Annotated in this window: 11 protein-coding genes and 1 tRNA gene; 5 read left to right on the top strand and 7 right to left on the bottom strand. The window is 67.7% G+C overall.

What is annotated here, in order from left to right; genetic code table 11:
- The first annotated feature begins 10 nt into the window (after positions 1–10).
- Positions 11–934, top strand: coding sequence for a type II secretion system F family protein (locus Ahu01nite_RS41470; protein ID WP_203842248.1), 924 nt, complete (start codon positions 11–13; stop codon positions 932–934).
- Between the two features lie 3 nt (positions 935–937).
- Here the strand turns inward: Ahu01nite_RS41470 and Ahu01nite_RS41465 are convergent, their stop codons facing one another.
- Positions 938–3,814: a transglycosylase domain-containing protein gene (locus Ahu01nite_RS41465; protein ID WP_239159553.1), complete on the bottom strand. Its 2,877-nt coding sequence runs from the start codon at positions 3,812–3,814 to the stop codon at positions 938–940.
- 225 nt (positions 3,815–4,039) lie between these two features.
- Between Ahu01nite_RS41465 and Ahu01nite_RS41460 the strand changes: the two genes are divergently transcribed.
- Together Ahu01nite_RS41460 and Ahu01nite_RS41455 are read left to right on the top strand one after the other, a co-directional pair.
- Complete coding sequence (locus Ahu01nite_RS41460) at positions 4,040–4,471, top strand: response regulator (RefSeq protein ID WP_203842247.1); 432 nt, start codon at positions 4,040–4,042, stop codon at positions 4,469–4,471.
- A gap of 29 nt (positions 4,472–4,500) precedes the next feature.
- Positions 4,501–4,839, top strand: coding sequence for a PRC-barrel domain-containing protein (locus tag Ahu01nite_RS41455; RefSeq protein WP_203842246.1), 339 nt, complete (start codon positions 4,501–4,503; stop codon positions 4,837–4,839).
- On the opposite strand, the gene Ahu01nite_RS41450 is transcribed toward Ahu01nite_RS41455, so the two are convergent.
- The 5 genes from Ahu01nite_RS41450 to Ahu01nite_RS41430 form a co-directional block, all read right to left on the bottom strand.
- Positions 4,827–5,372: a TetR/AcrR family transcriptional regulator gene (locus Ahu01nite_RS41450; protein WP_203842245.1), complete on the bottom strand. Its 546-nt coding sequence runs from the start codon at positions 5,370–5,372 to the stop codon at positions 4,827–4,829. The two genes, Ahu01nite_RS41455 and Ahu01nite_RS41450, sit on opposite strands and share 13 nt — an antisense overlap.
- 67 nt (positions 5,373–5,439) lie before the next feature.
- On the bottom strand, positions 5,440–6,228 hold the full coding sequence (locus tag Ahu01nite_RS41445; RefSeq protein ID WP_203842244.1) for an aminoglycoside adenylyltransferase domain-containing protein: 789 nt from the start codon (positions 6,226–6,228) through the stop codon (positions 5,440–5,442).
- Between the two features lie 53 nt (positions 6,229–6,281).
- Positions 6,282–6,683 (bottom strand): hypothetical protein, encoded by a 402-nt coding sequence (locus Ahu01nite_RS41440; RefSeq protein WP_239159552.1) that lies wholly within the window; start codon positions 6,681–6,683, stop codon positions 6,282–6,284.
- Positions 6,684–6,859: 176 nt separating this feature from the next.
- The gene (locus Ahu01nite_RS41435; protein ID WP_203842243.1) at positions 6,860–8,092 is read right to left on the bottom strand and encodes a L,D-transpeptidase; all 1,233 of its coding nucleotides are present in this window, start codon (positions 8,090–8,092) and stop codon (positions 6,860–6,862) included.
- 107 nt (positions 8,093–8,199) lie between these two features.
- Positions 8,200–9,474, bottom strand: coding sequence for a L,D-transpeptidase (locus Ahu01nite_RS41430; RefSeq protein WP_203842327.1), 1,275 nt, complete (start codon positions 9,472–9,474; stop codon positions 8,200–8,202).
- Between the two features lie 152 nt (positions 9,475–9,626).
- Between Ahu01nite_RS41430 and Ahu01nite_RS41425 the strand changes: the two genes are divergently transcribed.
- Positions 9,627–9,702, top strand: a tRNA-Lys gene (locus Ahu01nite_RS41425).
- Between the two features lie 106 nt (positions 9,703–9,808).
- On the opposite strand, the gene Ahu01nite_RS41420 is transcribed toward Ahu01nite_RS41425, so the two are convergent.
- Complete coding sequence (locus tag Ahu01nite_RS41420; RefSeq protein WP_239159564.1) at positions 9,809–10,372, bottom strand: tyrosine-type recombinase/integrase; 564 nt, start codon at positions 10,370–10,372, stop codon at positions 9,809–9,811.
- 1,152 nt (positions 10,373–11,524) lie between these two features.
- Here Ahu01nite_RS41420 and Ahu01nite_RS41410 point away from each other — a divergent pair.
- Positions 11,525–12,808 (top strand): IS701 family transposase, encoded by a 1,284-nt coding sequence (locus tag Ahu01nite_RS41410; RefSeq protein ID WP_203842240.1) that lies wholly within the window; start codon positions 11,525–11,527, stop codon positions 12,806–12,808.
- Positions 12,809–12,833 lie beyond the last annotated feature (25 nt).

The raw sequence follows: 12,833 nt of genomic DNA, 5'->3' as shown, positions 1-12,833 counted from the left end.
TGGGGACAGCATGGGGCTGCTGATCATCGAGGTCGTGGCGATTCTGACCGGGGCCGCGTCCGTCGGGCTGTTTCTGCTGGCGGTGGCGCTGCCGCCGACGCGTGGCGAGCGGATGATGCGCACGCTGAGCATGTTCGGTGCCGGGCGGGGCAAGCTGCGGGACGATCGCGGGCCGACGCTGGATCAGCAGCTGCGGGCGGCGACCGTCGGCGCGTTCGACCGGCTCGGGCGGATGGTCACGCCTGCTGCCGCGCGGGGGCGCTTGGAGCGGCTGCTCGACTACGCGGGTAATCCCGAGGACCGGCTGATCGACACGGTGGTCCGCCGCCGGGGTCAGTTGCTGATCGGGATGGGGCTGGCGGGTGCGCTCGGTGGCGCGGCCCTCGCCGGAGCCCGTGGCGCGGTGCTCGCCGGGCCGGCCGCCGCGATCCTCGGGCTGTTCCTGCCCGACATCATCGTCAACGACCTGGGCACCAAACGGCAGCGCGAGCTGGCCCAGTCGCTGCCGGACGTGCTCGACGCGCTCGTCATCGGGGTGGAGGCGGGGCTCGGCCTGGACGCCGCGATGGCTCAGGTCTCGGCCAACCTGGCCGGCCCGATGCCCGCCGAGGTGCACCGGGTGCTGCAGGAGATGAAGATCGGCATCTCGCGTACGGAGGCCTTGCGCTCATTGTCCGCACGCACGACGGTGCGCGAGCTGAAGTCGTTCGTGACCTCGGTGATCCAGGCCGGCGAGCTGGGTGTGCCGATCGCGGGCGTGCTGCGTGAACACGCCCGCGACCAGCGGACCAAACGTCGTCAGCGGGCCGAGGAACAGGCCCAGAAGGTGCCGATCAAGCTGCTCTTCCCGGTGCTGTTCTGCCTGTTCCCGGTCATCTTCGTCGTCATCCTCGGCCCGGGCGTCCTGCGCCTGCTGGACACCCTGGGCCGTTGAGCCCTACCGGCCCGGATCCGCCGGAGCCCCGGTTGTTGTCGCCGTCGTCGGGCCGCCGGTGCCGGGCGTGTCATTCCCATTGTCGGGCGCGTCATCACCGGGCGTCCCGTCCCCCTCGTCAGGCGACTCACCGTCACTCGGGCTGTCGCCGTCGCCCGGGTCGTCGCTGCTCGGGTCGTCGCCGCTCGGGTCGTCGTCCCCGGACTGCGGCGGGGCACTCGAACTCTCGCTCGGCGAGGGCGACTCGGGCTTGGTGCTCTGCTGCGGCAGCGGGTGCGATGCGACCGTCTTCTCGGGCAGGTCGAACGTCCAGCCGTCGGCCTTCAGCTTCGGGATGAGCTTCGTCAGCGCCTCGATGGTCTGCTCGCGCTCACCACCGCCGTCGTGCACCAGCACCACCGCGCGCGGCGTCAGCTGGGTCTCGATCCGGTCGGCGATCACGTCCGCGCCGGGCAGCAGCCAGTCGTCCGGGTCGACGACCCAGCCCAGCGGGGTGTGGCCCAGCTTCGCGCCTTCCTTGTTCGACGTGCCCCACGAGCCGTACGGCGCCCGGAAGAACGGGACCGTCGCGCCCGGGGCCGCCACCGAGATGGCCGCGTCGGTGCGCTCGATGTCGGCGCGGGCATCAGCAGCGGACATCTGGCCCAGGTCGTCGTGCTTCCACGAGTGGTTGCACAGCGTGTGACCCTCGGCGATCACCCTGCGCACCAGCTCCGGGTAACGCTCGACCTCCTCGCCGACCATGCAGAACGTTGCCCTCACGCCGTTCTTCGCGAGCAGGTCGAGAATCTCCGGGGTGTAGGAGGACGGGCCGTCGTCGAAGGTCAGCGCCAGGCGCTTGCCGGTGCCGGCGGTGCGCACGACGGGCGTACCGAAACCGAGCTTGCCGTCCTGGTTCTGCCGGCTCTGGTCGCTGCTCTCGCCGCCCTTGGTGCCGGTCTTCGTCTTGCCGGCGTCGCCGACGTCCGTGCGGCCGATGTGGGTCGCCTTCGGCAGTGCCTGGACCGGGGAGCCGGTGAGGGCGTCGCGGGTGAAGTCGCTCCACAGCTTCGCCGGGACGGTCTCGCCCTCGATCGCCTTGCCGGACTTCTCGCGGATCGGGCCGGGCTTGGCCTTGCCGATCCACACCACGGACGCCAGCTCCGGGGTGTATCCGGCCATCCACGCGTCCTGGTTGTCCTTGGTGTTGCCCCACTGCTGGGTGCCCGTCTTACCGGCGGCGGGCCGTCCCGGGACCACCTTGTCGCTCGTCACCACCGCACTGAGCACGGACGAGATGTCGGACGCGGCGGCCTTGTCGAGCACGGGCGTCGACTTCGGGACGGCGGTGTAGAGCCGCTCACCACCGGCGGCGGTGGCCGTCTGCACGAAGAAGCGGTCATGGCGTACGCCGCCCGAGGCGAACGTCGCGTAGACGGTGGCGAGGTCGCCGGGCGTCACGGCGTACCGTCCGATCGCGATGTCCGCTCTGGTCTTGCCGGGTTTGGGGTCGCCCTTGACATCGACCAGGGTCGGCGCGGTCCCGTACTTCTTCGAGATGCCCAGCGCCCACGCCATGTCCCGGACCGCGTCGGTGCCGATCTGCTCGGTGACCGCATAGAACGGCGTGTTCAGCGAGTCGACCATCGCCGCTTTCAGCGTGCAGCTGGGGCACTGCAGGTCGAGGTGGTTCTTCAGCGGTACGCCTAGCCTGCCCGGGAAGATGCGCGGCGAGCTGCCGTCCCAGCGTGAGTTCACGCCGATGTTCTTCTCCAGCGCCGCGGCGAGCACGATCGGCTTGAACGTGGACGCGGCCGGGTGCGAGGCGGACGCGTCGTCGAAGTAGCCCCGCTCCGCGCCGCCGTAGTATGCGCGTACCCCTCCGGTCCCGGGATCAAGAGCGACCAACGCGGCGCGCAGGTCATCCGGCTGAGCGTCGAGTTTCTTCTTCACCTGCTTGACCGCGGCGCGCTGAGCGGTGGCGTCCAGGGTCGTGATCACCTTGAGGCCCCGGGTGTGCAGCATCTGCGACGTGACACCATGCGCGGCCAGCTCGCGCTCCACCCGGTCGATGATGATGCCGTCGGCGCCGGGGTTCTTCGCGTTGGCCGCGTCGACCTTCGGGTAGACCAGATCGTCCTTGAGCCAGCCGAGCGTCTGCTCCGACTTGACCACCCATTTCCAGCGCACCTGCGCGGCATGAGCGTCGTTCGCCGGGTCGAACCCCCACGGGTCCTTGATGACCGAGGCGAGCACCGCGCCCTGGGCGGCGGTCAGCTGGTCCGGCGTGATGCCGAAGTACGCGTGCGCGGCCGCGGCGATGCCCTGCGCGCCGCGCCCGTAGTAGATGGTGTTCAGGTAGCGCTCGAAGATCTGATCTTTCGTGTACTTGCGCTCGAGCTGGACGGAGAGCGCCAGCTCCTTGGCCTTACGCCCGACCGAGACGTCCTGGGTCAGGAAGGCGTTACGGGCGTACTGCTGGGTGATCGTCGATGCGCCCTGCTGACCACCGCTGACATCGGCGACCAGCGCGCGGGCCAGACCCCGCACCGAGAACCCGCCGTGGTCGTAGAAACTGCGGTCCTCGGCGGCGAGGATCGCGTCGCGGACCGGTTTCGGGACGACGGAGAGCGGCACGTCGCTGTGGTCGACGGTGCCGACCCGGGCGAGGATCGTGCTGCCGTCCCGGAAGTACAGCGTCGACGCCTGCGGCTCGATCGGCGCGTCGGGGAGCGGGACCGATTCGACGTATGCCTCGGCCGCGGCAGCGCCCGTAGCGCAGTAGAAGGCGACGATCACCATCAGCCGGATGGCCAGCCTCCGCCAGAAGCGGGACCGTCGTCCTTTTCGCGCCGGGCCCGGGTTGTGGGCGCCTTCCGCCGAAACGTCATTCGTGGTCACGAATCGATGACGGTTGACGAGCGTCAATCCGTGGCGTCCTCGCCCCAACTACTTTGCGTGGGGATTCAATCACGCTTGATCGATACGTTGTGAGCTGCTGTTTCCTGCAGGTTGCAGAAAACCACTATGAGACACATCTCCTCTTGACGGAATTCATACCGCCCGTGTGTGGTGGTCGGACCCTGCCACACCTATGCTTGCGCCACTGCAATCAAGGGGGCACTGGTGCGAAGTCTCGAGATCCTCGTCGTCGACGATGATGACGCCGACGCCTTCATGATCTCGGAGGCGCTCGAGGGCACAGAACGCCTGACAACGGTCAACCGGGTCGCCGACGGCCGCGAAGCCCTCGACTATCTGCGCCGCAACACGCCGTTCGAGAACGCGCACCGCCCCGACCTGATCCTGCTCGACCTCAACATGCCCCGCATGGACGGCCGCGAGACGCTCGCCGCGATCAAGACCGACGAGAAGCTCAAGACGATCCCGGTCGTGATACTGACTACGTCGGGTGCGGCCCCGGACATCGCGGCCAGCTACCAGCACCGCGCCAACGCCTACGTCACCAAGCCGTTCGGCCTCGACGAGTTCGAGTCGACGGTCCGCACGATCGACCGCTTCTACCGCGAGGTCGCGATCCTGCCCCCGGGCGAGTAACAAGCCCGTTTCCGGGGTACGTCGACCGTATGGCGGACACCGATACCGCGCCCGAGGACCTCGGGGCGCCGCAGTCATTCCTCGTTCTCAACGACGGCACCGCGGTCTACGACCGGGCCGGCGAGCGGGTGGGCACGGTCGAACACGTGCTCTCGGACGACCAGGAAGACATCTTCCACGGCGTGGTCGTCAAGACCTCCGAAGGCCACCGCTACGCCGCCGCGTCCGTGATCGACGGCATCTTCGAGCACGGCGTGATCATCTCGCAGACGGCCGGCGAACTCCCCTCACCGAGTGCGGACAGCACCGATTCCTCGCTCGGCGACGGGCTGCGGCGCGCCTGGAACTGGCTCATTCAGCCCAAGTAGGCCACTCGCTGCTTTTCGGCCAGGGCTTGCGCCGCTGCCTCACGGGCCTGACGGGCCGGGGCGGTGGTGCCGGTCGCTGCCGCGGTCACCGTTGCGCCTTCGAAGAGCAGCATCAGGTGATCGGCCAGGTCACCGTCCGAGGTCAGACCTTCCAGGTACGCGCGGAAGTACGCCTTGTGATCTCGGACGCGCTCGGCGACGCGGGGCGAGCGGGCGCCCAGTTCCGCGTACACATTGAGCCTGAAACAGCCCCGGAAGCCGCGCTCGCCCACCCGGAGCTCGAGCCAGTCGAAGATCGCGAGCGGCCCGCCGTCACCGGCCTCGACGTAGGCGCTGAGCCGGGCCCGCCACTCGGCGTCATGATGGTCGAGAACGGCCAGGAGCAGCTCATTCTTCGCCGGAAAGAGCTGGTAGAGCCGCTTGAGCGAAACGGCCGCGGCGGTCCTGATCTCGGCCATCGCAACAGCGTGGAAGCCACGGGCGTAGAAGAGCCGGTCCGCCACCTCGAGAATGCGTTGTTCCTCTACATCCATTTCCGACCCTTCGATGCATCGTGCATTTCCGTGTCGCACTCGCGTAGTACGTAAACGAAGCCGATCACTATTCCGCTGCGGTTCCCGCTGCCTCTTCCGACCGCAGCACGTGGGTCATGAAACCCACCACGTCGGCATGCCTGCGCACCGGGTTGCGATAGAGCGACCGCCCCTCGCCGCGCCGGATGCGCAACGCCTCACGGATGACGCGATGCCAGCGTTCCTCATATGTCTCCAGGGCAAAGCCGGCGGCTTCCGACTTCGAGGTCACCCGGCCGGCCGCCAGAGTGTGCCGCAGCCGGGCCACACCGAGCACACTCCAACAGGTGTTCCACTCCCCCACGCCGGCCAGTCCGAGCGCCGTCCTGGCCCGCCAGCCGGTCCAGTAGCCGGCCAGGTTCGCACGGGTCTGCTCGGCGAGGGCGGGCCAGTCGGTGTGGATGTCGGGATCGGCGGATCCCCGCACGGCTATCCCGCCCTGACGCAGCACGTGCCAGGTGACGAGGTTGCGCTCGAAGCGGGATGCCGGGTCGACGCGCCACTCGTGCACCGCCGGGCCGTCCGGGAGTCCGTCCGGGTCCTTCGCCAGGTCCCCTTCGTTCACATAGAGGCCGTCGAAGAACGTGGCTCCGCGCGTACGCCGAAGGCTTGCATGAATGGCTTCCAGCGCCCGCAGTTGCGGTGGCCGGGAGACGACCGCGACGAAATCCATGTCGCTCGTGCCGGGGTGATAGTCGCCCAGAGCCAGGGAACCCTGCAGATAGAGCCCCCGGACCAGACCGGGTTCATAGGAATCCGCCAGCGCCAGATACTCCGCACACGTCCGCGCAACATCATCGTCAAGGTCCGTACCCACCGCCGCGACGGTATCTGCCCCTGTCCACACCCGCCGCTCGGCCGTGAGTGGGTTCAGCCGGCCGACTCGAGGCCGGAGTCGCGGCAGATCTCGACCATTTCGGCTGCGGCGGCACTGACTGCGGCGATCTTGTCGGGTTCGTCCTCGGCACCCTGTGCCTGAACGGCCGCGGTGAAGGCTTCCGCGAGACGTTGGGCGGCATCGGCCACGGGTGCGTCGGCGGTGCCGGTGGCCTGCAGGATCGAGTCGGTCACGCCGGGCATCATGACTGTCGCGTCGCGGACCGCGGCGATCACCTTGGCACAGGCGAGGGAGCCGGGTGGATCATCGACGGCCGGGGAGATGCTCGGCGACGGCGCGGGGGCTGGGGCGGTTGTCCTCGCGGTGTCGGCGGTGCACGCCCCGAGCAGCCCCAGGAGCGCGGCCAGGGCCCCGGCGCTCAATGATCGAACCACTGCCTGAGGGTACGGTCCGCGCACCCTGACCAGGACCTGTTTCGCCATGGCGCCCGTGCGTGGTGGAGGGGGACGCCAGCCGCCACACGGTCAAGGCCGGGAATGGGGCCGGGCCGGTCGTGGGAACGACCGGCCCGGGGATGTCTCGTGGTGCGGGGTGCTTCAGGGTGTTGCGCTCAGAGGGCGCTGCCCTTCTTGTATTCGTCCCAGCTGATGCTCCAGTCGGTCCAGCCGTTCTGCCACTGGAGCTTGCGGCCGGTGCCCTTGACCGTGACGACGTCGCCCATGAGGGTGCGGTCGAAGAGCCATTTGCCCATGGCCTCGGAGACGTTCACGCAGCCATGGGAGACGTTCTGCTTGCCTTGGACGCCTTCGGACCAGGAGGCCGCGTGGACGAATTCGCCGCCCCAGGTGTAGCGCTGGGCGTAGTCGATCTTGGTGCGGTAGCCCTCGCCGTCGGGAAGCTCGTCCATCGTGTCGAAGACGGTGTGTTCCTTCTTCTCGATGATGACCGCGGTGCCGCTCGACGAGGGGGTGCTGGCCTTGCCGAGGCTGATCGGTAGCTTCTTGATGACCTGGCCGTCCTGGGTGACGGTCATCTGCTTGTTCTTGCTGTCCGCGGTCATGATGAAGGAGCGGCCAACGTTGAAGTCGACGGTGAGGTCGGAGCGGCCGTACCAGCCCTTGTCCATCTCGACGCCGCCCAGCGCGATCTTGTAGGAGACCTTGGAGTTGGCCTTCCAGTAGACCTTGGGGCGGTAGTGCATCTCGGTGCCGCTGATCCAGTACCAGGAGCCTTCCTGGGCCGGCTGGGCGGTGACCGTCATGCGACGCTCGACCTCCGCGCGGTAGCTCTTGGGCACGGTGCGGCCGAACTTGATGATGACCGGCATGCCCACGCCGACCTTCTGGCCGTCACCGAGGAAGCTCGTCACCCGGACCAGCTGCGACGGCTTCTTCATCACCGTGAACTTGCTGGTGGCGGTGCCGCCCTTGTCACCGGACGCGGTGCCGGTGACCGTCACCGTGTAGGTCTTGCCCCAGCCGAGCGCACCCGCCGGCTTGAAGACCTTGTCGTCCTTGTCGAGCGTGCCCTGAACTTCCTTGCCGTCGGCGTCAGCGACCGTGACCGCGGTGTTCTGCGGGTCCTCGGAGTCGTACTTGATCTCCGTGATCGCCTTCACGCCGGTCGAGTCGGCCGCCGGTGAGGTGACCGCCACGGTGCTCAGCGTCGGCTGCGGCGAAGGCTCCCCGGAGGCGCCCGCGCTGCCGCCCTGCCATGCCGGCGTCGCCGACTTGTCGTCACTGCTGCAGCCCGCGCTCAGCAGCACGGTCGCGGCCACCAGCGCAGCCGCGGCAGTTCGCCACTGCCGTCCCCCGGCTTTGCCGGTAAATCCACGAAGCTTCATGATCCCTCTCACCGCACCTCGGTCCGGCGCCAATCATCCGTCATGGATGCCGGACCCCCCATCCCGAATTCGTGCCACACCGCCGTCGGGACTTTACGCTTCAACAATCAGGACTGGCCATCCTGGTTCGCCAGCTCCGCCGGCACAGCGATGGCACTGCCCTTCACGAACTCTTTCCAGCTCAGATCCCAGGGCGTCCAGCCGTTGCCGTAGGCCAGCTTGTCGCCCGTCCCCTTGACCGTGACCGGGTCGCCGATCAGCGTCTTGTCGAAGAGCCATTTGGCGTTCGACGGGGACACGTTGACACAGCCGTGTGACACATTCCGGCGGCCCTGGGCACCCACCGACCACGGGGCCGAGTGGATGTACTGCCCGGACCAGGTCAGACGCTGGGCGTACTCGATGTCTGTGACGTAGCCCTCGCCGGGCGGAGCCTCGTCCATGGTGTCGAAGACCGTTGCCGCCATCTTCTCCATGACGACCATGGTGCCACTCGACGAGGGGTGCTTCGGGGCGCCGAGGCTGACGGCCAGCGTACGCACCGTTTTGCCGCTCTCGACGACCGTCATCTTCTTGGTCTTGTTGTCGACCTTCATCACCAGGCTGCGGCCGATCTTGGCACTCGCGCCCCGGTCCTGGTCGCCGTAGCGGCCGCCCCCGGTCGGCAGGCCGCCTACTGCGGCGCGCACGGTGAGCTTGGTGCCCGGTTCCCAGAACTTCGGCGGACGGTAGTAGACCTGAGTGCCGGTCGAGGTCCACGACCAGGCACCGGGCTGCGCCGGCTCACTCTTCACGAAGAGGCGCTTCTGTACGGCGGCCCGGTCCTTCTTCTTGATACCGGGGTTGAACTCGACCACGATCGGCATCGCCACGCCGTACGTGTGGTCGTCGAAGAGGTAGAGCCCGGTTCCGGTCTTCTTGGCCGGTTTCGCCATCGTGGTGAACGTGGTCGTCTCCGTCTTGGAGACCCCCGCGCTGTCCACGGCGGTGACGCTCGCCTCGTACGTCTTGCTTGCCGTGAGTGCCTTCGCCGGCACCCAGGACGAGCCGTCCTCGCGCAGCTCTCCCGCAACGGCCTTGCCCTTGGCGTCCTTGAGGGCGACGGTCGTCACTTTGCCCCCGGAGACGTCGACCCCGATCTCAGTGCTGAGGGGTACGCCCTTCTTGCCCGCAGCCGGCGTCACACTCAGCTTCAACGGCCCGTCCGCCGCCACAACACCCGATTCGGGCACCGCCGACGAACCCGGGGCAGGAGCGGACGAACTACCCGCCCCACCCACGGCCCCCGGCTTCTTGGCATCGTCCCCACACGCTGCCAGCGCCATGGGCGCCACCACCACCAAAGCCACGACCGCAAGTAGCGAGCGCCTCATGCTGACCATCATCTGCCCCGATCTCACGTTCCGCGCGGCCATCCTGCCCTACCGATGCAAGAGACGGGGTCAACCGACCGTCGGGTTGCTCGCACCGATCGACCCGAGGCCCGTTTTTGAGCCCCGCGATGACCGTGTTAATGTTTCTCCGTTGCCAACGAGCGCCGCTAGCTCAACTGGCAGAGCAGCGGACTCTTAATCCGCGGGTTGTAGGTTCAAGTCCTACGCGGCGCACCAAGCATCACCAGGGCGTATAGCTTTCGAGCTATACGCCCTGAGTCTTTGTGGGGCGCCGGTGGGACCCATGTGGGCCGTGTCGCTTCGACCCCTTCTGGCTACCGGATTACCTGGCCGCGAGTCGCTCTGCGAGGTTGATCTTGGACGGCTCAGCGGATTTCGTCGAGGTGCTGTTTTGGTGGTGCCGGTGGCCGGGGTTACGGGCCGCAGCGGTGCGTACGAGCCGGGCGGTGGCTTCGGCTGCGTAGGCGAGTAGATCGGTCAGGACGCTGGTGCAGGTGTCAGCGGTCAGCACGATGCTGCTGTGTCCGAGCTGCGTCTGCACGGTCTTGAGGTCGACGCCCGCGCAGTGAGCGAGGCTGGCCGCCCCATGGCGCAGATCATGCAACCGCACCGGCGGCAGCCCCGACTCACCAACCAGATGGTGGAACCGGCGGGTCAAGAAGTCCGGGTGCAGCGGCGCCCCCGTCCGCGGCGACGAACAGAACACGTATCCGGAGTCCTGCCAGCTTGACCCAGCTGCGCGTTGCTCGGCGCGCTGCCCACTCCGGTGGTCACGCAGCAGTCGTACGGTGTGCCGGTCGAGGGCGATCAGCCGGCGGCTGGCCGCGATCTTCGGAGGCCCGGCGGTAACCAGGTGGCCGTTGGCGATGCGCTGCTGCTCGATCATCGCCACCCCGGCATCCAGATTGACGTCGGCCCAAGCGCAGCCCGGCGGCCTCACCGCGGCGCAGGCCGCGTAGTGCGATCAACCACCACATCACCGCGAGACAATCCTTCGTCACGAAGGACAGGAAGGTTGCGGCCTGCTCGACCGTCCACACCGCGACCGACGGCCGCTCTCCGGTCTTCTTCCAAGCATCGACCCGCTGCGGCGTCCACACTAGGGCGTGCGGATGTCGCGGGGAGGGCAGCTCGACATAGCGGGCTGGGTTGTCGCGCAGCAGCCCTTCACGGATGGCGGCGTTGAGCGCCGAGCGCAGAGTCGCCCGGATGCGGTGCAACGTCGATGGGTTTGGCGGGCGGTCGTACCGGTTCGTGGTCGCACCGGTAGCGGTGATCATGTCAGTGATGTGACGGCCGGTCAGCTCACTGAGCCGGACCGGCCAAGATGCGGAATCAGATGGTTCTCGACATGACTCTCGTACGAGCGCAGCGTGGTCGGCCGAATCTTCGTCCGCGTGGTCAGCAAATAGCGCAACCAGCGTTGCATAGTCCAACCCTCGGCAGTGGTCGCTTCACCGCCACTCAGCAACGCATCACGGGCCGCGATCGCCTCATGCCGAGTCGGGTAGCCGCCGCGGCGCAGCCGCTCCCGCCGGCCGGGCAGGACCGGCACCGCGCAGCCGAAATACCAGCTCCCGTAACCCGCTCAGCCAACTGCGAACAAGCCGAACTCAACAACCGCCCGTCCTCCGACGATCAATATCCACACCGTTTGAACACCCCACCGCTCATCGCCACGCCCTCCTCAATCGGATAGCTCAACGATGAGCCCGAACCGCACCCCAAGAGCCGCCGAGTCACTCTGAGGTGGAGCTCAGACGGGCAAAAGCGGCACCCCTAACCGCAGCCAGCCTGCAAGCCGTGGAGCGTGGCAAATGAGGTGCGGAGTTCAAGGGCCAGGCGACATTTGCGCATCACTCACCGTCGCTCAAGGAACGAGCGGGCAGCTCTAGTACGGCAGCCGCCGTTTGTGAGGTGACCTCGGATCCCGCGGGAACAAGGACGGCCACCGCATGATCGTCTGTGCGTTGTGGACACAACATCAGACCTTGCGGTGGCCGAAGGTCATAGCTTAGAACCTGCCCGGTGGCGGGCAATGATTGACCTGGTCACTGACGCGTTCGCGGGCCGGTTCGGCCGGGTCGAGCCCCGCCGGACGGCCGTCCAGTTCGTCACCGGCCTGCTCACCGACCTGGAAATCAAGACGTGCTGGCAGCTCGCAGAGCAAGCCGGACATGGCCGGCCGGATGCGATGCAGAGGTTGCTGTATCGGGCGAAGTGGGATGCCGACGCGGTGCGTGACGATGTGCGGCAGGTCGTGGCGGACCGTCTAGGAGACCCCGACGGGGTCCTGGTTGTTGACGAGACCGGCGACCTGAAGAAGGGCACGCACACCGTCGGCGTCCAGCGTCAATACACCGGCACCGCCGGACGAATCGAGAACGCCCAGGTCGGCGTGTTCCTGGCCTATGCCAGCCGGCACGGCCACACCCTGATCGACCGCAGGGTTTACCTGCCGAAGTCCTGGACCGGCGACCGCCAACGGTGTCAGCAGGCTGGTGTCCCCGACGACATTACGTTCGCGACCCGCTCCGAGTTAGCCGATCACATGATCACCGCTGCGGTGAACGCCCTGGTCCCGGCCAGGTGGGTCGCGGCGGACGAGGCCTACGGCAACAACACCGGCCTGCGGGCCCGGCTCCGCGCCCTGCGTCTGGGTTACGTCCTGGCAGTCTCCCGCGATCATCTCGTGCCGATCGGCGCCGGCAAGACCCGCTGCCGCGCCGACCAGTTGGCCACCGATCTGCCCGCCACCGGGTGGACCCGGCGCAGTGCCGGTGACGGGTCGAAAGGACCACGGTTCTACGACTGGGCCTGGCTGGCCGACGTCGGCGCTGACGGTGACCCCGACGACGACGGGCGGCACAGCCTGCTGATCCGCCGCAACAATTCGACCGGTGAGCTGGCCTTCTACCGATGCTGGACACCTGGCCCGGTCACCCTCGCTCAGCTCGTGCGTGTCGCCGGTATCCGCTGGACCGTCGAAGAGTCGTTCCAAGCCGGCAAGGGCCAAGTCGGCCTTGACCAGCATCAGGTCCGCCGCTGGACCTCGTGGCATCGGTTCACCACGTTGGCCCTGGCCGCCCTCGCCATCCTCGCGCTCTGCACCGCTACCAGCCGCACCCCAGAGCACCACGGTCAAGACGACATGATCGAGTTGACCGTCAACGAGATCCGCCGCCTGATCAACGTCCTCCTGATCCGGCCGACCCACAGCATCGCCTACAGTCTGCGCTGGTCAACATGGCGACGCCGACACCAAGCACGGGCGAAACGAGCTCACTACGCCCGCCGTCTCAACCTCGAACTTCAGCCATGATCTCTAACGGCGGCTGCCGTACTAG

The organism is Winogradskya humida, assembly GCF_016862215.1.
Taxonomy (GTDB): domain Bacteria; phylum Actinomycetota; class Actinomycetes; order Mycobacteriales; family Micromonosporaceae; genus Actinoplanes; species Actinoplanes humidus.
Note: the sequence above shows the minus strand (reverse complement) of the source record. Positions and strands in the feature narration are given on the sequence as shown.

Coding starts and splice junctions, on each gene's coding strand:
- Ahu01nite_RS41470 (WP_203842248.1), top strand. CDS start 11: ATGGGGCTGCTGATCATCGAGGTCGTGGCGATTCTGACCGGGGCCGCG.
- Ahu01nite_RS41455 (WP_203842246.1), top strand. CDS start 4,501: ATGGCGGACACCGATACCGCGCCCGAGGACCTCGGGGCGCCGCAGTCA.
- Ahu01nite_RS41450 (WP_203842245.1), bottom strand. CDS start 5,372: ATGGATGTAGAGGAACAACGCATTCTCGAGGTGGCGGACCGGCTCTTC.
- Ahu01nite_RS41435 (WP_203842243.1), bottom strand. CDS start 8,092: ATGAAGCTTCGTGGATTTACCGGCAAAGCCGGGGGACGGCAGTGGCGA.
- Ahu01nite_RS41430 (WP_203842327.1), bottom strand. CDS start 9,474: ATGGTCAGCATGAGGCGCTCGCTACTTGCGGTCGTGGCTTTGGTGGTG.
- Ahu01nite_RS41420 (WP_239159564.1), bottom strand. CDS start 10,372: ATGATCGAGCAGCAGCGCATCGCCAACGGCCACCTGGTTACCGCCGGG.
- Ahu01nite_RS41410 (WP_203842240.1), top strand. CDS start 11,525: ATGATTGACCTGGTCACTGACGCGTTCGCGGGCCGGTTCGGCCGGGTC.